The following is a 19,206-nucleotide window of genomic DNA, read 5'->3' as shown; positions in this document are numbered from 1 at the left end:
ATGCAGACAGGAAACCCGGATCATCCAGATAGTACCCAAAGCGCAGATTTTTTTTCGCTTAGGCTTTTTATTGCAGGTGCATCACCAGTTTCCGCAAGGGCAGTTGTCAACATCCGCGCAATATGCGAGGAATTTATTGCCGGCAGGTACGAGCTGGATATCATTGATGCACATCAGCAGCCCTTGTTAGTGCAGCAGGAAGATGTGACGGCCATCCCGATGTTGATTAAAAAATCGCCGGTTCCTATCAAAAAGCTGATCGGAGACTGCTCTGACAAGGAAAAAGTATTGAAAGGTTTGGGTATCAGTTATTAAGTTATGCAGAAGTCAAGTGAACATATCAGGCTCGAGCGGGCCTATGAAGAACTTCGTATCCAGCTCGAGGAGGCCAACGATATTATCCATGCAATCCGCTCGGGAGAAGTTGATGCCCTGATTGTAAACGGTCAGGATGGTCATCAGCTTTTTACACTTAAGAGTGCTGATCATACCTACAGAATCTTTATCGAACAGATGACCGAAAGTGCACTTACCCTCGATGAATCATATAGGGTACTGTATTGCAACTCACAATTTGCAAGGCTTTTAGGCTTACCTTTAGAAAAAGTTATCGGTCTAAACTTTTTGACATTTTTTTCAACAGAAGATCAGGCCTTTGTTAAAGAGACAATTGATGGAGCCTGGGAAGTAGATACTAGGGCAGAAGTAGATATCATCAACAGTTCGGGAACTTACTCGGCGGTTCAGCTCTCTCTAAAGGCCCTTAGCCTTGATGAAGGCACTTCACTAAGTGTCATTATTACCGATCTGAGTGAGCTGAAGAAAAACCAGTTGCTTTTGGAAACCAGGAACAGGGAACTTGAAGTGGCAAGAAAAAATGCAGATGAACTCAATGAAAATCTTGAAAATACAGTCAGGTTAAGAACACAGGAGCTTGAGACCATCAATGAAAAACTCGCAGCAGTCAACGATCTTCAGAAAGAAGTAAATGCTCAGCTTAAAGATGCACTCGATGCGTTGAGGGAGAGCGAAGATAACCTACAGTCGGCCTTCGACGCAGCAGAGCTGGGCAGTTGTAACCTGGATATCAAAACAGGACGGGTTGAAGTATCAGAGCGGTTCAGGAAACTTTGCGGTTTGCCCTTGGAGGGGGAGGTAAGCTGGACAATGGTGCTGAGCTGTGTTAGTCCTGAATACCTATCAGCGCTTCAAGGGGTTCTCCACGAATGCATTAATCTTGGAAAGCCCCTGGATTATACCTATCCGATCGGGCATCTTATTTCTGGTGAGCACCGTTGGATGAGGATAGTAGGTAAGTTAAAAAAGGGCAGCTATGGCGATTTTGATAGCTTTTATGCTGTTCTGATGGATGTGACAGATCAGAAAAGGGATGAACAGCGCAAGAACGATTTTATTGCGATGGTCAGTCACGAACTCAAGACACCGCTTACTTCCATGAAAGGTTATATTCAGGTGATGCAGCTGAAAGCCAAGGGTACGCCGAACGGCTTTGCAGATAAGGCCCTCCAGGGCGCTGAGCGTCAGATCAATAAAATGACCGGCATGATCAATGGTTTTCTGAACCTCTCTCGTTTGGAATCGGGAAAAATGCTGATGGATTTCCAGCCCGTAGAAATGTCTGCCTTGCTTAAGGAAGTGGTAGAGGAATATATTGCAACAGTAAACAACCATAACATCAAATTTGCATTCCAGCCAGGTTTTTTTGTGAACGCAGACAGGGACAAACTTGGACATGTGGTCAATAATCTGATCAGCAATGCAGTGAAATATTCGCCGACCGATAGTGAAATAATTATTGACAGTTATCTTGAGGACGGTATGGCGGTATTCCGCATAATGGATAAAGGGATGGGGATAGATGAAAACGATATCCCAAAACTATTCGAACGGTTTTACAGGGTAGAAAACAATCGGATGAGTACTGTTGCCGGTTTTGGAATAGGTCTTTATCTATCTGCTGAGATTATCCAGAGACATGGCGGAAAGATATGGGCGGAAAGCAAGTTAGCAAAGGGCTCGGTTTTTTATTTCAGTTTACCGTTAATTAATCCTGCTAAGCGCTTTTAGTGCGAAAGCAGGCAGATTTACCTTCCATTCTCGCACATTGTATCGTTCTTTTTAAAACCTATTGACTCGAGGTTATGTAAAAAAGAGGTTGTATTATAAATATAGATTTGTCATCCTGAGGAATAATATAGGGTATAAAAATCAATATAAATGACAGGAGAATTTTAAAGAGTTGAGTCGATTAGAAGTATCGTCATTCTGTTAAGCTCGAGAAAGCGGCGGTTTTATTGGAGAAAAGCAGCAAAACCATTTCTGAAATCTGTTATATGGTCTGTTTTAGCACCCCTAACTATTTTGCAAAGGCATTCAGGGAAAATACCAGGTACTTCCTTTAGAATACAGCGCAATAAAAGGGATTCGAGCTAAAATAAGACAAGGTTTATTCCTATTCTCATCGTCATGCTGAACTTGTTTTACAAGTAGCTGTTAGGCCTTTAATAATATAAAAACTGCTAATAAAATAAATTTACTGCGTAGCTTCCGCTGCGCTATGGGTCAGGAGACGACTTTTAAGTATCGAGCTCAGGTTAAAAGCCCTTAACTTAACGACATTGGTGTTGTGACTTGAGTAATATTATTTTGATAAACACTAAATGACTAAATAATAATCGTTGATTTAACGTTTATTATTTATATTTGTTAAAGACCAAATATCAAAGCATGAAAAGAATAACATTAGTATTGATTTTACTTTGTTCAATGTTCACAATTGAGCAAACTTACGCACAACAGAATTTTAAGAATTGGGCGAAAACTCCTCCAATGGGCTGGAATAGCTGGGACTGTTACGGCTCTTCTGTTACAGAAGCCGAAGTAAAAGCCAATACAGACTATATGGCTTCCAATTTGAAATCTTTTGGGTGGGAATATATCGTTGTAGATATCCGCTGGTTTGTGGAAAATGATAAAGCAGGGGGATATAACCAAACGGATCCAAAATATGTAATTGACAAATTTGGCCGTTATCTGCCTGCCCTGAACCGGTTCCCGTCGGCAGCAGATGGACAGGGCTTTAAAAACCTGGCAAAATATATAAATGCCAAGGGATTAAAATTTGGTATTCATATTATGCGCGGCATCCCCACGCTTGCCGTTAAAGAAAAGATGCCCATTAAAGGTACAAAATATACTGCCGATCAGATCTATAGTACTGCTTTGCAATGTAAATGGCTTACTGACAATTACACGATAGATGCTACAAAACCCGGTGCACAGGAATATTATGATTCAATAATGGAACTTTACGCCAGCTGGGGTGTCGACTTTATTAAAGTAGATGATCTCTCCCGTCCTTATCATCAGGGAGAAATAGAACTCATCAGAAAAGCAATCGATAAAACCGGTCGCCCGATTGTGCTGAGCACTTCACCAGGTGAAACGCCGATAGAAAAAGCAGAACACGTTCAGCAACATGCAAATATGTGGAGAATGGTGGATGATGTATGGGATACCTGGCCGCATATTACGCACCTGATTAATGTTGCTCAACCATGGGCGCCTTATATTAAGCCCGGAACCTGGCCTGATTGCGATATGATTCCATTGGGTAGAATTTCCATTCGCGGAGAAAGAGGTGGCGACCGTGCAAGCAGATTGACCAAGGATGAGCAGCAAGTGCTGATGACCTTCTTCACCATATTCCGCTCGCCCTTGATGTTTGGTGGTGATATGCCGAGTTTAGATCCCTTTACCACTTCGCTACTTACCAATAAAGCTGTACTTAAGATGCATAGAGAAAGTACCGATGTAAAATTTCTCTTTAACGATCGTAAGAAAGTTGCGGTAACATCAACGAATGCTAAAACCGGCCAGCATTATCTCGCCCTGTTCAATCTTTCTGATGAACCAGATCTAAAGGAAATTTCGGTAAAACTTTCGGATTTAGGGATAGCTAAAGCAGCCAAAGTTACTGATAGCTGGACAGGAAAAATTGTTCAGAATGATGGAAAACAGATAACCGTAAATCTTAAACCACATAGCTGCGTTTTGTATGAAATTAAGTAAGCTATCTATGGTGCTGGTGCTTTTGCTATTTAGCAGAAACTTATTTGCATCAGAACCAAAGCAACATGCTGCGGCTGATTCTGTTTACCTTTTTTCATACGGGAATGATGGATTACGGTTTGCATGGAGCGATGACCGAAATAACTGGACACCTGTTGGAACAGGACAGGTTTATCTTCGCTCGGACTTTGGCCGCTGGGGATCAGATAAAAAAATGTTTACTCCATATGTGATTCAGGGGCGCGGGGGAGTTTGGCAATGTGTATGGAGCTTAAATGATCGGGTAAAGCAATTTGCTCATGCTCAAACAAGAAATCTGATTGATTGGGGACCGCAAGGTTACCCCTTTTTTGAAAAAGGTAAGAATATCCTTCGTCCTGTAATTAGTTACCATAAAGATCTCGACATTTATCAGATTGTATACACGGATAACGAGGGCGCCTATTTTCAGACAGAAACAAAAGACTTCAAAACCTATAGTCCAGCAAAGGAGGTACCCCTCTCTGCCTATAAAAGCAATACCATCACCACTACGATTCAAAACAATACGGTAAGCGGACAGTTGCACCGAGTTAAATGGGCAGTGGTTGAAGCGTTGAATAAAGCTGCGGAGCTGAGGAATTTCAAAGCACAGCAAGATGCGGAGACAACCAAAGAAGATCCGGTACGTTTTGCAAACTTAACAAAGCCCGAGCTGTATATTTCGGCAGCGCCTGAAAAAGCTAAAGCCATAAGTAAGCTGTTAACAGGGATATTTTTCGAAGATATCAACTATGCAGCGGATGGCGGGCTTTATGGTGAACTGATTCAAAATCGTGACTTCGAATATCAGCCATCAGATAAAGAAAACCATGATGCAAAATGGAACAGCAATCATTCCTGGACATTTAAAGGCAAAGAAGGGGATTTTGCAATTCGAACAGCGCAGCCACTACACCCGAATAACCCACATTATGCGGCACTAAATTTAACAGTCGAAGGTAGTTCATTATCGAATGCTGGTTATGACGGAATTGCGGTCAAGAAAGGGGAAAATTACCTGTTCTCCAGTTTTATCCGGGTTGCAGAAGGAAAGAAATCGTTTGAAGTAAGGCTTGTTAGTGAAAAATATGGTTTGCTTTCGAAAGGATTGATCAGTTGCAGTTCAAAGTCCTGGAAGGAAATAAAAACAACGCTCAAATCATCGGTTTCAGCCTCTGATGTGAGCTTGCAATTGTGGCCATTGCAAAATGGCCGTATTGATCTCGACATGATTTCACTATTTCCCGAAAACACCTTCAAAAATCGACGAAATGGCCTTAGAGAAGATCTTGCAGATACAATTGCAGCGATAAAACCGCGATTTGTACGTTTTCCAGGTGGATGTGTGGCCCATGGAGATGGGATCCATAATATTTACAGATGGAAAAATACCATCGGGCCCTTACAGGCCCGGGTTCCTGACCGCAATTTGTGGGGCTATCACCAGAGTATGGGGCTGGGCTACTTTGAGTACCTTCAGTTTTGCGAAGATATCGGCGCAACGCCAGTACCTGTTATTGCCGCTGGAGTGCCTTGTCAAAACTCAGGAGCCAATGGGGGCGGGCAGCAGGGCGGAATCCCGATGGCAGATATGCCTGCATATATTCAGGATATCATCGATTTGGTTGAATATTGCAACGGAGCCACCAGTACAAAGTGGGGGAAAGAACGTGCTGCCGCAGGACATCCGAAACCATTTAATTTAAAGTATATCGGTATTGGCAATGAAGACCAGATAACAGACGTTTTTCGTGAGCATTTTTCCATGATCTATAAAGCACTTAAAAAAGCACACCCTGAAATAACCATTATTGGAACTTCAGGACCATTTTTTGAAGGAACAGATTATGAGGAAGGCTGGGCCCTGGCCAACGAAATGAAGGTTGACATGATAGATGAACATTATTATCGTCCACCAGGCTGGTTTATAAACAATCAGGATTTTTATGACAAATATGACCGAAGTAAATCGAAAGTTTATCTGGGCGAGTATGCGGCAAGCCTCCCAGGGGGGAACAGGACAAACCTGGAAACTGCTTTAGCTGAAGCCTTGTATCTCACCTCCCTGGAGCGCAATGGAGATGTGGTATCTATGGCCTCTTATGCACCACTGTTGGCAAAGGAAAAACATACGCAGTGGAATCCTGATCTGATCTATTTTAATAATACAGAAGTTAAGCCCACCATTGGATATTATGTGCAACAGCTTTACGGTCAAAACGTAGGAGATGAATTCATTCCTGCACGGGTTGATTTTTCAGTGAAGAGAGAAGATGTAATTAAGCGTGTGGCATATTCCATTACGCGTGACCAAAAATCAGGAAAATTATTCATCAAAATTGTAAATATGCTTCCAGTCGCAGTTAAGACTAATATTGATCTGTCCAAGTTCAGTGCTGTGAACAAACAAGTAATTAAAAAAGAAATATCCGGTCTTCCGGGTGATTACAAAATCCAACCTGTAAAAACAGCTATGGATTTTTCGAATCTTAAATCTTTCGAACTAAAACCTTATTCTTTTACCGTATTTGAGCTGTAGAAACCAAATAAAACCACGTTAAATGATCTCTAAGTATCGTCATCTCCTGTAGTGGAGATGACGACCTTTCTTAGGAATCTTCATTACTAGGAAGGCTTTTTCCAGCCGACAGCCTGTCCCTACTTTTCGGGGAAGCAATCTCTATCGCTACTAGCGTGCGCTTTAAGGTTCCCGCCTGCGCGGGAAAGACGACCACTCTATTGGAGTCTGTCAATGTGCCTGTAATTATTTTGCTAAGTCGTGTAAAGCAAAATATAAGGTATCGCCCTCTGAATATAGGGCAGAAAAAGGAAGGCCTATAAGATAAAGGCCTTTAAATTAAAAACAGAACAAATACCCGAATTGAAGTGAGCGAGTGTTATTAACCAACTCATAGGGAAATGAAAAATATCAACGTTCTTTATGGTCAATATCTTTTTAAAAAGAGGTTGTATCATAAATATAGATTTGTCATCCTGTCCAAAGGACTCCTACAGAGAGCCTGTCGAAGGACCTGTTTAAATACGCTTTAAGGTGTTTCAACAGGCTCAACATGACAGCATCTGAGGTGAAATTTCATTTATGATACACCCTCTTCAATTCAATATTAGCTACAGATCTGCTGCTCTACATCCCGTCTGATCGCATTGCAAAAACTAATTTTACATGTCTAAAGGCATTTGTTTCACTCCATTCATTGTCATAATTTAAACCGTAAGGCCAAAAATGCCCACCTCCTGTGTGTATTGCACCACTAGTGCCATCAAAAATTTTGACAAGTGCAACTGTGTTTGTGCCAAGGAAATCGCCAGTACTGGTATTTGACGTCCATCCGGTGCTTATGCCAACGCCATAGGTGTGGGCAATTTCGTGCATTGCCGTACGCACATTCTGGTAACTGGCATTTGCACCAAAACGTATATTCCCGTTTGTACTGCCATCGGCTGTGGGCACACCAGTGTTATATTGTACAGTAAGTGTGCGGGCGGGCCAATTGGCACCCGCGTTATATCTTGCACAGGCATCATTCATCGCACTGGTAATCCGCGCGAGTACATCAGCCGGTACCCCTGTACTATTAAGCACCCAATTCAGTTGACCGCTTGCATTGACCGTCAACAAAGACCATTGCTGGTTTTCTCCGCCGTTGTAAGTCCATTGTGCAACATTGGCACCATCAGCGATTGACTGGCTGGTAACCTCAAGGTCCTTACCACTGTTTCGGTTAATGATACGGTAATATCCGTTGCCTAATGAAGTAAATAGCCATTGCTGGTTTGTAGCGCCCGAATAGGTAGATATATTCACGTTATCCCCATCAGCTGTTCCTGCCTGGTCTACCTGAAGCCCTTTAGAACTATGCACCCCAATAATCGAATAGTAACCACCGGTAAGCAAGGTTAAGTTCCATTTTTGATTTGTTCCGCCTGTACCGCCATATTGAGAAACATTCGAGCCGTCAGCAGTCTGAAAACCACCAACATCGAGTACTTTTCCACTTTTTCGGTTCACGATATAAAAGGTGCCGTTGGTTACAGACAATGGGGTTTCATTTGGCGGTATTGCACCCAGTTTTGCTTTCACCGAAAGCTTATCCGTGCTGTCTGGATCAGGAAGATCGTTTTTTCTGCAACTGCCAAAAAATAAAACAAATCCGAGCATCAATATGCTGGCTGAGGGTAAAGTAAATGATTTTGTTTTCATAAAATTAGGTAAGAATGAATGAACAGGCATATGAACATGTTCGTTTGGTTATTTTAAAGAGGACATATGCTACTCGTTTGAGGTGAGTCCCTCTTTTTATGATCAATAAACTATAGTAATCACCTTGTTTTAAAAGGTTCAGCTTTTTAAAATGGCTGGTTTATAACGCTTTTGGTTTATCCTGTAATCACATGCCCGTTCCTTACTGCTGCTGCCTAAACAGCGGTAACGATTAAAAGAATTGTAAAAGATACTTCTGGTAGTTCACCAGATTTTTATACTTGGTTAAAACAAATTAACCATAAAAAATGTGCTTGTAGTGAGGGGTAATCTAATCTAAATTAGGGGGTAAATTCTTCGTTTTCCTGTTTTATTACAAGGTGTTAAGCTAAATAAGAAAAAGCAGCTTTTTATAAGCGTCTTTTTTACGTTTATTTTTGATTTAGATCGTGCCGAAATCTGCTTAGGCAGTTCACCGTCAAAACCTTTAATTTCAAGAAAGTATATTAGTTTTTTTATGAAGTGAAGCAAAGTGGAGAAATATTCATCAGAGACTTTTACGGTCTGTTTCTTTTTGAATGTGCGCTCTTACAGACTGTAGTTCAGGTAATTTTTAATCCGGTAGAGGACGTTACGTAATATTTAATTTTTTTTTAATGGCTTTCTTTTTTAAGCCCGTAAAACCATCTGGTAGCGATCGTTTTTATCTGAAAGATTTGCTGACTGCCTAGCTGGAAAGTCAGCGAAAAGGACTGTTTCTGATTACCCCTTCTTTACCTGTTGTTTACCCTTTCTTGCTACCAAGTTAACCCCAGGGTTACCCCAGGCTTACCTATTCTTTACCTTTTGGTTACCAAAAAGGTAAAGCAAATGCCTGTTTTGGCCGATCCGGCACACCGCTTATGGTCATGTTGCCCTTAAGCTGGCTGCCACAAGTGGTCTGGCTGTGGCAGCGCGGGCCAACCTTAATGGTCCATTTTAGTTCATTATCCGTGTAAATTGGTCCAATTTAGCTCATTTTAGCTCAAAATGGGGTGGCAATGCCATAAAGCCGCTAGGTTTGGAGCATGGATTTAAACATAGCGGTATAAACAGCAATCCTTTTTTGAACAAACATTTGCTCACTAAAAACAAAAATTATGGCAACCTATTCAAAAAAATATAACTGTGCCAGCCAGGTTCCTTCAGCTACAGTCATATCATTAACCGGCCATCGCAGCGGATATATCGGCCTTTATGGATTTGAAAAACATTATTTTTCTTATTTTAGATTGATTAGAATACTGAAAATTATTTTCCATATGACTAGAAAGCTTTTATTTATTTTGGTGTTAAGCTTAGTATTTAGTTCGAAATCTAAAGCGCAGCACAAATCAATAATTCCATCTGATGTAATTCCGTTTCAGGTAACCGTCGAAAAATCTATCTATAAAGGTAAAAATGCCTTAGCCATGCAGATAAAAGGTGAAGCTAATGGAGACAATACGCTTGCAATTTTGAAGGATATCGAATTTCATAACGGCGTAATTGAAGCTACAATTTGTGGACAACCACTTGCAAATGCCGGAGAATCTGCCCGTGGCTTTGTAGGTATTGCGTTCAGGTCGGCTTTAGACGCATCAAAAATGGAGGTTTTTTATTTACGCCCTACCAATGGCCGGGCAAATGATCAATTGCGCAGAAACCATTCCACCCAGTATATTTCTATTCCGGGATATCCCTGGGAAAAATTAAGAAAGGAAACACCAGGACAGTATGAAGCGTATGTGGATATATTGCCTGCAGAATGGATCAAAATAAAAATTGTAGTAAAGGATGAAACTGCCAGGCTGTATGTTAACGGTGCTGCTCAGCCTACTTTAATTGTAAATGACTTAAAGCAGGGTAAAGATATTCGGGGAAGTATCGGGTTATGGATAGGTCCTGGAACGTTAGGCCACTTTACTGATGTTAAGGTAACTAAAGAAGATTGATAAATAGTATGTAAATCCCAGCATCGAACCTGCAATTATTTTTGGAATAAATTTATACTGCTTTATACTACATTTTTTGCTTGAAGAGATATAAAACTTTGATAGTCTCCAATTACTGAATTACTGTATCGGACAATAGAAGATTCAACGGTATGCCCATTCAATGATTTGTTTAATGGTCTTCTTTATTTCGGCCTGTGCTTTCCTGATATCAACTCAACAGATCAGACCGTTATTCGTATGAGCAATTTAGGTAATGTAATATATGCCTCCTATTAGCAGGGCAGCTACCGGCCTGATGTTTTTATCTTTGCCTTTAAAGTATTTGGCAGTAAGTTGTTTGATCTTTTCCAACAGAACACATTTAAACGGCACTGTTTTGCTGCATTGCTTTTTAACAATTTGTTAATTTATCCTGCTTCTGCAAATCAATAAAGCCACTAAATGCTTTTGGCCTTTACCTCTTGCAGCATATTTTTTATTACGGTTTTGATCTTTGGAAGAAGACCGCTGTCGCTGCGTTTTTCTGAAAGTAGGGTGCTGATGAGACCAGTGATTTCCTGGATCGAAAATGGTTTTTCCAATATCGCATCGCAACCATAATCAGACAGTGAAAACAGTATTTTAGTATAGGCAGAAATAATGATGATGGGGACGTACTCAAATCCATCGATAGCGCGGATGGCGCTGCAAAGCGCTCCTCCGTTCCATTCGGGCAGCATGTAGTCCAAAATCAACAGATCTGGGCGGTAATGCTCAATCTGTTTAACCGCTTTCTCCGGATCGTGACAGCCTTGGCATTGATAACCGTACAACTTAAGAATTTCTTGCAATGTTTCCAGTAACATCAGGTCGTCCTCTACAATAAATATTTTTTTTGTTTCCATAATCTGCTCGTTGTTACATCTTATATTTTTGAAAATCCTTCAATCACCGTCCGGATATGTGCGCATACCCGCAAATATGTTCCTCTTTTTTTACCTATTGCAATGGCTTGATTTCCAGGTCATCGAGTTGCGCGATCCGGAAGATTTCTTTCGAAATAATCCCTGCATTTTCCTTTAGTTGCTCCAGGTTGCAAGATATTGTTCCTAAAGGCACCGGAAGCCCTGCTATTTCCTGGATAAGTTCCATCTGGATCATACAGGCACCTAAAGATTCCTTTTCTCCTTTGAGCAGGTTAAAGGTTTCAAATGCAGTGTCCTGGTCTGTTCCAAGCGTAAATTTTCCATAGGTAATTTTAGTGCCCTTTAAATGAAGCACCACCATTATTGCTAATGTAGATTCCATTTCGTTTAGGTTCTATAATCTGTATACTTCGGAATTAAAAAAAATGCCGCTTGGCGCGGCATTTTCAAATTTATTAGCGAATCTCGATCTGTCTTGAAACTGCCTTTGCTTCTTCTTTTTTTGGAAGTGTGAGTTTAAGGATCCCGTCGCTATAACTTGCCTGGATACGCTCCACGTCGGCGCTTTCAGGAAGTGTGAATGCCCTGGTGAAAGCCGAGTAGCTGAATTCACGTCTGTTGTAGGTTTTTTCCGATGTGTTGTTTTCACCAGACTGTGCGGTAGAAATAGTAAGCATATCTCGCTCTATCGAAACTTTAAAATCTTCTTTTTTCAGACCGGGAGCCGCAAGCTCGATATGATATTCTTCACTAGACTCTGAGATATTTACAGCAGGAAGGCTGTTGATTCTGCGGTCTGAAAAAAATGTGTCGCCCAGTACGGATTCGAAAATGTCATTAAAGCCTGGCAATAATGTACTGTTTTTCTTTTCTGGATTGAATTTAACCAATGTCATAGTATGTTCTCCTTTTTAATGGTTTAAAAAAATGGACTATTAATTAATTAATTTTCGCTAAAACCTTCTAAGTGGTTTTGAAAGTCAACGTCAAGTGCTGTGCCAATGATGCTTTTAAGCATATTCAAATACTTTTTTAGAAACCCTGGCTGAAAAATTTTCATAAATTCTGAACTTTTTTCAGCTTTGGACTGAAAAATTTTCAGTTCGCTGGCCTGATGGTTATAAGTATGGAGTTAAACCAATTTAAGCATACCGGTTTACCCGGGCAACGAAATGGTCAATATTAAAAGGCTTTGCTATAAATTCTGCGCCACAGCCAGAACCCATAATTTCGGTCTTGGTTGTGTTGGCAGACATCATAATGATATTAACAACTGAGGTACGCTCATCCATGCGCAATTGTCTGCAGATATCGAGTCCGTTACCGTCGGGTAACATGATATCGAGTATCACTATATCAGGCAATTTCTGTAAGATCATTTGGTTGAAAGCTGCAACAGTAGGGAAGCCATTTACCTCATAACCTTCTTCAGACAGGATATAACTGACCACTTCACTGATATCCGCATCGTCTTCCAGGACATAAACTAATTTTTTGCTCATTTGTGTTTGTCTTTGTTATATTAGATTTTAATGTGTGTGTTGCAGGTGGGGAACCGCAAATTTAAATGTAGCACCTTTACCGGGTTCGCTTTCCACCCATATCCGCCCTCCATGGCGTTCAATAATCTCCTTGGTAATATAAAGGCCCAGTCCAAGTCCGGATATATTCCGGTCTTTTTCTCTTACCCTGTAAAACTGGCTGAATATATGGGCCTGTTCGGCGGCAGGAATACCAGTGCCATAATCTATTACGGAAATAATTATTTCATGGTCGTGGTTTACAGCCGTTATATTAATATCCCGGGAGTGGGGCGCGTACTTTACTGCATTGCCAATCAGGTTTGTAATTACCTGCTCCATCCTCATTTTATCCCCCAGCAAAACAAGGTCTCCCTCGCGTACATAAATATAATTGTGTCCGGGAACGGTCTGCTCAAATGTTTCGCAGATATCACCGATCAGTGTACCAAGATCCAACTGTTCAAAATTGAACTGTAATTTGCCAGCCTGAACCTTGGAAATGTCAAACAAGTCGTTGATAAGGATATTGAGTTTGTCCACCTGTTTGATCGCCTTATCTAAAAAAACTTTGTTCAGTCCATCTGAAGCTGTTTTTTGAAGCACCTGAAGAAAGCCGCTCATCGAGGTAAGTGGTGTTTTGAGTTCATGGGAAGCCAAAGCTATAAATTCATCTTTTTTAAGGCTGAGGGTTTTAACCTCTTCAAAAAGTTTTGAGTTATCGAGTGCTATGGCTGCCTGAGAAGCAACCCCAACCACCAGATCTTCATGGTCCTGAACAAATATGCCGGGTTCTGGGTGACCAAAGAAAAGCCCGCCGATTACCGTCCCCGTTGAGGAAATAACGGGCACAGCCAGATAACTGACCACAGGCAGGTGCCCGTCGGGCATTCCAAAATGGGGAGCCATTTTGCCATAACGTTCATCTTTTCTGATGTTGTCTACACGTACAACGCCCTCACCGCTGAAGGTGGTATGGAATACAGCTGTATTACGGGGCATACCAAATTTTTCAAACGCCTCACGGGGAGCACCTGAGAGCGTATAGAGCATGTAGGATTCACCTTCCTCATTAATTTTATTGTAAAAGAAAGCGCCAAATGCAGCCCCGGTAAGTTCTGTTGTCGCATCGGTCACTTTCTGTAAAATCACATCAACATCCAGTTGCTCACTGATGCTCTTGCCTATCGAATTCAGGATCATGAGCTTTTGGGAGTTGCTCTTTAAGGCGTTTTCTGCTTCTCTCTGGGCAGTGATATCCCTGGCTACTTTTGAGGCGCCAATGATTATTCCATCACTGTTCTTTATCGGAGAAACTGTTAAGGAGACCTGGATTTCCCTGTTTTCCTTGCTTATCCTGATGGTTTGAAAGTGATCTATCTTTATACCTCTTTTGATACTGCTGATAATGCGTTCTTCCTCATCAAGACGGTCTGGTGGGATCAATATAGAGATGTGTTGGCCAACGGCTTCGTTTTCGCTATAGCCGAAAATATTTTCAGCTCCTTTATTCCATGTGGTGATTATGCCTGAGAGTGTTTTGCTTACGATGGCGTCATCAGAACTCTCCACTATAGCAGCCAATGCGGCCTGCTTCTCATCGGCGAGTTTTTGGGCTGTAATGTTACGTGCAATCTTACTTACCCCAATAATGCGGCCCTGCCTATTCCTTATGGGCGATACGGTAAGCGATATCGGTATTTCAGTTCCGTCTTTAGCCAAACGTACTGTCTTGTAATGTTCTATTCTTTGGCCTGCCCTTACCTTATTGATAATGTAATCTTCTTCATGTATCCGGTCCTGAGGGATGAGGATAGTAATATGCTTCCCCATTACCTCTGATGCAGAATAACCAAAAATTCCTTGTGCTCCCTTGTTCCAGCTGGTGATAAAACCATCCAGCGTTTTAGAGACGATTGCATCTTCGGATCCTTCAATAATGGCTGCCAGTGTAGCTTGCTGCTCTTCAGCGGCATACTCATCTGAAAGGTCACGGATCATTTGGGAAAAGCCGATCAATTTTTGCCCAGCATCAGTAATTGGTGAGATGGTGATAGAAACATGCAGGTCTTCCCCGGTTACCGATCGGCGTACGGTACGGATATCATTGATCTTAGCACCGCTCCGCACAGTATTTACTAAGCGCTCATACTCTTCAAAAACGGCATTTTCCATTGTTCCGGAAACTGGCTTTCCGATCTGCTCCCTGGTAAAACCAAACAGTTGCTCTGCCGCTGGGTTTATATCTGTAATGTTAAAATCAATGTCATGGCAGATTACTGCGTCTTCCAAGCTTTCAAAAATCGACTTAAAGGTAAACAGTTGATTTTGGGAAGTTAAGTCCATACTGGGCGGCAATTATTTAATTAAAGAAGGTACATTCACATTAATACCCGATCTAAATTAACAACCCTGGGCGATAATAGTTTTAAGAATATTAAAATGTAGCCCTTCATGGGCTGTCTATTTTAGCCTTTTTGAACCTGTTCTTGAAAGGGCTTACACCCGTATCTGGGACTTGAAGTCGATCGTTCCTTGGAAACCTGCATGGGAATGAGCACTCCAGTATAGGTTCTTTTGTTTTTTTAATATATTATATTGGGACATGTGTTAGTGAAACCGTAATTTCTTACAGTTCCTTGTTAAATATCTTGAACTGATTTAATAAATGACTGGGAATTTCCCTGACTATTTGGCCAGGGAAATGCAATTTTAATAAGATACAAGTGTTGTAATGCTTGATGCAGAAAGGTTGATGCCAAAGCTTCCGCCCGAAACCGTGAAGCTATTTGAGCTAAGATTTGTTGTGCTTGTTGTAAAATAGCGGTCGAATCCATTGACTGAAATTCCGGTATAGCTAAAGGGCTGATAAGTAACGGATGTATTTTGGTTTATGATAACGAGCACTAATTTTGTTCCGCTTTTGTATGCGGTAACATAAACACCGGTACTTGGATTTGAAGTACAGCTGATTTTGGTATATCCCGGGCGCACATATCTGGCATAATGGGCCATGATATAACCTAATTTTTGAATATTGCCGCTTTCGCTGATTGGCCCGTAACTTCTTCTGATGTACCACCATACATATGCACTCCATCCTGCGTTCATGCAGTCGTGGATCTCTTTGGCTGCTGTCATCGCATTTGGCCAATCTTCCCCACTTATGCTGGAATTGGTATAATGTTCGGTCATCCATACCGGTTTGCCAATATTCCCCAGGTTATAAGGTGTTTTACCGTAAATGTGGCCGCATACAAAACTGGTTTTTGATTTTGCAGTTGCATTGCTGAGATAGGTATTAATATAAGTCTGGTTCATTTGGAATGGTTCTGGTGCCATAATTGGTGCGCCGCAACTGCTGCCCTGTGCAGCAACAAAGTCGGCTACTTCCGAAGCTGTAAGTTCCATAGATTCATAGTTGACCTGATAATCAGGCTCATTCGTGGGACTAATGGCGGCAAGGCCGCCAACTGCACTATTGAACGCACTTAAATGTGCGGCATAGGCAGAATAAGAAGTTGTTTTGATTTTGCCACCTATTATACTTCCATTGGTTTTCATTGATGCGGGTGCTGACCATGCTGAGGCGATGGCTGAACCTCCATATGATTTGCATGCGTCGATAGTTGCTTTTTCAGCAGGAAATTCTGTGGAGGAATTAGGGACACGTACGCGAACTATGCTTAAACCGATGCCGTTTGTCGGTGAAAATGCTGTACTTCTTTGAGCACTTGTTAAGTCCCCTGTCCATGCTAAAATATTGGCTCCACCGAACCCTTTTATAGACTGTTGCACGGTCGAGGCGTTAATTTCGGCGGTACCCTGTACGGCGAGAGCTGCCAGGGTTCCCTTAACGGAGTCCGATCTCAGCGCTGTGACCTTTTTTTGCGGAATTAACAGTTCTGCTTTGTTGATTTCATTTTTTGAACAACCAGCAAATAATAGTGCTGCAGTGAGCACGCATGAAATTTTGTTTCTCATAAGTAGATTTGGTTAGTGATTTAATTAATCAATTTTAAATAAATCAAGTGTTAGCGGGTACTACATATGGCTTTTTTTCTGATACATATGTTGAAAGATCGAGGTTTTGTTGCGCGCTGCATCAAGAGGCCTGGAGTTGCTGTATTTAACTAGAGGGATTTAGTTGTCAGATTTGAGCAGAAACTTTTAAATTTGAATAGATGAGCAAACGAGTGTTTGATGATCTTTTAGGACAATGACTATAGATTTATTTAATAACCGAGGGGCTACAAAAGAGATCGCTGATAAGCTGGGTATCAGCCAGAACCCCAACAGCAGTTTTGAGCCATAACGTGAGCGTAAGTATTAGGCTGCTCACTTAACCAAAGGCTATCTGATGCTGAAAAATTTATAAATCAAAAGATTAATATGAAATATTTTAAGTTGTTAGTTGCTTTTTTTTTGCTTGTATTAAGCTGTTCGGGTTTCGCCCAAAACAAAAACCCAAATATCATTATCATTCTTGTTGATGATATGGGGTTTAGCGATGTAAGCACCTTTGGTGGAAATTTTGTGCCCACACCTAATATTGATCGTTTGGCTAAAAATGGTTTAATGCTGAACCAATATTACAGTGGCGCACCAATCTGTTCGCCATCCAGAACCAGCCTGCTTACCGGTATGTATCCGGGAAGGTGGAATTTTAGTACTTATCTGGATAATAAAAAACATAATAAAAATGCGCAACAAGCAGATTACTTAAATCCCAAAGCGCCATCTATTGCCCGTATTTTTCAATCTGCCGGATATGCAACCGGTCATTTTGGTAAATGGCACATGGGCGGTGGGCGAGATGTAAAGGATGCACCAGGTTTTGAAAAATATGGTTACGATGCCCATGCCAGTACCTATGAAAGTCCTGAGCCAGACCCGCTGTTAACTGCTACAAATTGGATCTGGTCGGATAGAGACAGCATAAAACGCTGGGACAGGACAAAATATTTTGTGGATAAAACACTTGAATTTTTTAAAGAAAATAAAGATAAGCCACGTTTTGTAAATCTTTGGCCAGATGATGTTCATACGCCATGGGTACCCAATGTTGGAGATGAATATACAGGTAAGTTTCCTTTAGGACAAGAATCTGAGCAGGCATTTAAACTGGTGCTGAAAGAACTTGATGAACAGGTTGGAAGATTAATGGACGGTTTGCAAAAAATGGGCGAAGACAAAAATACCATCATCATCTTCACCAGCGATAACGGCCCTTTGCCTAGCTTTAAAGGGAGCAGGACTGGTGGATTAAGAGGCAGCAAATTATCTTTATATGAGGGGGGGACCAGAATGCCGTTTTTAATTAGTTGGCCAGGGCATATTCCTCAGGGAAAAACAGATGTGGACTCGGAAGTAAGTGCAATAGACTTATTGCCATCGTTAGCCAATATGGCCGGGGTAAAATTACCTGAAGGTTATCAGGGAGACGGGTTAGACAGGAGTAAGGTTTTCGCTGGAAAATCATCATTGAGGAAAAAAAATATGTTTTGGGAGTACGGCAGAAATGATATAGCTTTTAAATATCCTGCCAAGCCCAATAGAAGCCCAAATCTGGCTGTGCGCGCTGGTGAGTGGAAGTTACTTATGAATAGTGATGGCTCTGACGTACAGCTTTATAACATTGTAAAAGATAAAAATGAAACTACCGAGTTAAGCGCCAAGCAGGTTAAAATAACCAATCAATTAAAAACCGAACTGCTTGCCTGGTGGGAATCTCTGCCTAAACTCAAAAATTAATCAAACGATCTGAGAAATGCTATGCGGGCTTTTTGCCTTGTTTATTTGCGCAGGCAGATTGGTCCCCCGCAAAGTTGATTACGCTAAACTTGTAAGCGATTAATGGTCTAAAGAAAAAGTAAACCAATGGTATGCCAAGCAGCCTTGGCTATTTGGCCTAACGATTTACCTGCTACGGCAATTTATTAAATAGATCAGAAAGAGACTGATGTATTTAAAAAGTTAACAAAGAGAACAGGATAAAAAAGTAATTTGCCATCCTATTATTAAGAGATGAAAATAAGCGTTAATAAAAATTCAATATTTGTTTTTGGGCTTTTGGCCAGCTTTACGCTATCATCCCCAAAAGATGTATTTGCTCAAAAGAAAGCAAATAAAAAACCAAACTTTGTGCTGGTAATGGCTGATGATCTTGGTTATTCTGATTTGGGTTGCTATGGTGGGGAAATCAATACGCCAAACCTTGATCGCATAGCTAAACAAGGTATGCAGTTCACAGAATTCTATAATGTTAGTAGATTTCCTTGATCCGGATGGCTACGAGCTTGCGGTATGGTCCCGGTAGAACTTCGCACTATCTTGCCATTAAACCAGTCGGTTCTGCACGCTGTTTGCCAGTTGCAAGAATCGACGCTTTCTTTTCTATTGTAATCGTCATGTAGATAGAGGAATTACCTCCCTGGTCTGTTTTCCTTTTCTTTAGAAAGAAAAAAGTA

At 41.2% G+C, this 19,206-nt stretch carries 14 protein-coding genes; 7 read left to right on the top strand and 7 right to left on the bottom strand.

Annotated features, from left to right (window positions below; all coding sequences use genetic code 11):
* The 4 genes from AC1RJ8_RS07250 (at position 1) to AC1RJ8_RS07235 (ending at position 6,652) form a co-directional block, all read left to right on the top strand.
* A complete protein-coding gene (locus tag AC1RJ8_RS07250) occupies positions 1–315 on the top strand; it encodes a circadian clock KaiB family protein (RefSeq protein WP_492952941.1) in 315 nt (104 codons plus the stop codon).
* Positions 316–318: 3 nt separating this feature from the next.
* Entirely contained in the window at positions 319–2,088 is a 1,770-nt protein-coding gene (locus tag AC1RJ8_RS07245; protein ID WP_492952942.1) for an ATP-binding protein, read from the top strand.
* Positions 2,089–2,748: 660 nt separating this feature from the next.
* A complete protein-coding gene (locus AC1RJ8_RS07240; RefSeq protein ID WP_492952943.1) occupies positions 2,749–4,092 on the top strand; it encodes a glycoside hydrolase family 27 protein in 1,344 nt (447 codons plus the stop codon).
* Positions 4,079–6,652, top strand: a complete 2,574-nt coding sequence (locus AC1RJ8_RS07235; protein WP_492952944.1) for an alpha-L-arabinofuranosidase family protein — start codon at positions 4,079–4,081, stop codon at positions 6,650–6,652. The genes AC1RJ8_RS07240 and AC1RJ8_RS07235 overlap by 14 nt, the downstream gene beginning before the upstream one ends.
* 606 nt (positions 6,653–7,258) lie before the next feature.
* Here the strand turns inward: AC1RJ8_RS07235 and AC1RJ8_RS07230 are convergent.
* Positions 7,259–8,335, bottom strand: coding sequence for an RICIN domain-containing protein (locus AC1RJ8_RS07230; RefSeq protein WP_492952945.1), 1,077 nt, complete (start codon positions 8,333–8,335; stop codon positions 7,259–7,261).
* Between the two features lie 1,139 nt (positions 8,336–9,474).
* Between AC1RJ8_RS07230 and AC1RJ8_RS07225 the strand changes: the two genes are divergently transcribed.
* Positions 9,475–10,308 (top strand): hypothetical protein, encoded by an 834-nt coding sequence (locus tag AC1RJ8_RS07225; RefSeq protein WP_492952946.1) that lies wholly within the window; start codon positions 9,475–9,477, stop codon positions 10,306–10,308.
* Between the two features lie 440 nt (positions 10,309–10,748).
* Here the strand turns inward: AC1RJ8_RS07225 and AC1RJ8_RS07220 are convergent, their stop codons facing one another.
* From AC1RJ8_RS07220 to AC1RJ8_RS07195, 6 genes are all read right to left on the bottom strand, one after another.
* Positions 10,749–11,195: a response regulator gene (locus AC1RJ8_RS07220; RefSeq protein WP_492952947.1), complete on the bottom strand. Its 447-nt coding sequence runs from the start codon at positions 11,193–11,195 to the stop codon at positions 10,749–10,751.
* A gap of 94 nt (positions 11,196–11,289) precedes the next feature.
* Positions 11,290–11,598, bottom strand: a complete 309-nt coding sequence (locus tag AC1RJ8_RS07215) for a hypothetical protein (protein WP_492952948.1) — start codon at positions 11,596–11,598, stop codon at positions 11,290–11,292.
* Positions 11,599–11,671: 73 nt separating this feature from the next.
* Positions 11,672–12,112 (bottom strand): Hsp20/alpha crystallin family protein, encoded by a 441-nt coding sequence (locus tag AC1RJ8_RS07210; protein ID WP_492952949.1) that lies wholly within the window; start codon positions 12,110–12,112, stop codon positions 11,672–11,674.
* A 246-nt stretch (positions 12,113–12,358) separates the two neighbouring features.
* Positions 12,359–12,718: a response regulator transcription factor gene (locus AC1RJ8_RS07205; RefSeq protein ID WP_492952950.1), complete on the bottom strand. Its 360-nt coding sequence runs from the start codon at positions 12,716–12,718 to the stop codon at positions 12,359–12,361.
* 27 nt (positions 12,719–12,745) lie between these two features.
* On the bottom strand, positions 12,746–15,082 hold the full coding sequence (locus AC1RJ8_RS07200) for a sensor histidine kinase (RefSeq protein ID WP_492952951.1): 2,337 nt from the start codon (positions 15,080–15,082) through the stop codon (positions 12,746–12,748).
* A gap of 366 nt (positions 15,083–15,448) precedes the next feature.
* Entirely contained in the window at positions 15,449–16,720 is a 1,272-nt protein-coding gene (locus tag AC1RJ8_RS07195; RefSeq protein WP_492952952.1) for a glycoside hydrolase, read from the bottom strand.
* 408 nt (positions 16,721–17,128) lie between these two features.
* On the opposite strand from AC1RJ8_RS07195, the gene AC1RJ8_RS07190 reads away from it, so the two are divergent.
* Positions 17,129–18,490: a sulfatase-like hydrolase/transferase gene (locus AC1RJ8_RS07190; RefSeq protein ID WP_492952953.1), complete on the top strand. Its 1,362-nt coding sequence runs from the start codon at positions 17,129–17,131 to the stop codon at positions 18,488–18,490.
* 273 nt (positions 18,491–18,763) lie between these two features.
* The gene (locus AC1RJ8_RS07185; RefSeq protein WP_492952954.1) at positions 18,764–19,018 is read left to right on the top strand and encodes a sulfatase-like hydrolase/transferase; all 255 of its coding nucleotides are present in this window, start codon (positions 18,764–18,766) and stop codon (positions 19,016–19,018) included.
* The last annotated feature ends 188 nt before the right edge of the window (positions 19,019–19,206 follow it).

The sequence above is a fragment of the Pedobacter sp. GW822-FHT03F06 genome (assembly GCF_058801365.1).
This window is presented reverse-complemented; position numbering and strand designations above follow the sequence as displayed.

Bases quoted from the DNA above. Each gene is read 5' to 3' on its own strand.
- AC1RJ8_RS07210 (WP_492952949.1), bottom strand. From the start codon at position 12,112: ATGACATTGGTTAAATTCAATCCAGAAAAGAAAAACAGTACATTATTG.
- AC1RJ8_RS07190 (WP_492952953.1), top strand. From the start codon at position 17,129: ATGAAATATTTTAAGTTGTTAGTTGCTTTTTTTTTGCTTGTATTAAGC.
- AC1RJ8_RS07195 (WP_492952952.1), bottom strand. From the start codon at position 16,720: ATGAGAAACAAAATTTCATGCGTGCTCACTGCAGCACTATTATTTGCT.
- AC1RJ8_RS07230 (WP_492952945.1), bottom strand. From the start codon at position 8,335: ATGAAAACAAAATCATTTACTTTACCCTCAGCCAGCATATTGATGCTC.
- AC1RJ8_RS07205 (WP_492952950.1), bottom strand. From the start codon at position 12,718: ATGAGCAAAAAATTAGTTTATGTCCTGGAAGACGATGCGGATATCAGT.
- AC1RJ8_RS07225 (WP_492952946.1), top strand. From the start codon at position 9,475: ATGGCAACCTATTCAAAAAAATATAACTGTGCCAGCCAGGTTCCTTCA.
- AC1RJ8_RS07240 (WP_492952943.1), top strand. From the start codon at position 2,749: ATGAAAAGAATAACATTAGTATTGATTTTACTTTGTTCAATGTTCACA.
- AC1RJ8_RS07200 (WP_492952951.1), bottom strand. From the start codon at position 15,082: ATGGACTTAACTTCCCAAAATCAACTGTTTACCTTTAAGTCGATTTTT.
- AC1RJ8_RS07220 (WP_492952947.1), bottom strand. From the start codon at position 11,195: ATGGAAACAAAAAAAATATTTATTGTAGAGGACGACCTGATGTTACTG.
- AC1RJ8_RS07215 (WP_492952948.1), bottom strand. From the start codon at position 11,598: ATGGAATCTACATTAGCAATAATGGTGGTGCTTCATTTAAAGGGCACT.
- AC1RJ8_RS07185 (WP_492952954.1), top strand. From the start codon at position 18,764: ATGAAAATAAGCGTTAATAAAAATTCAATATTTGTTTTTGGGCTTTTG.
- AC1RJ8_RS07250 (WP_492952941.1), top strand. From the start codon at position 1: ATGCAGACAGGAAACCCGGATCATCCAGATAGTACCCAAAGCGCAGAT.
- AC1RJ8_RS07245 (WP_492952942.1), top strand. From the start codon at position 319: ATGCAGAAGTCAAGTGAACATATCAGGCTCGAGCGGGCCTATGAAGAA.
- AC1RJ8_RS07235 (WP_492952944.1), top strand. From the start codon at position 4,079: ATGAAATTAAGTAAGCTATCTATGGTGCTGGTGCTTTTGCTATTTAGC.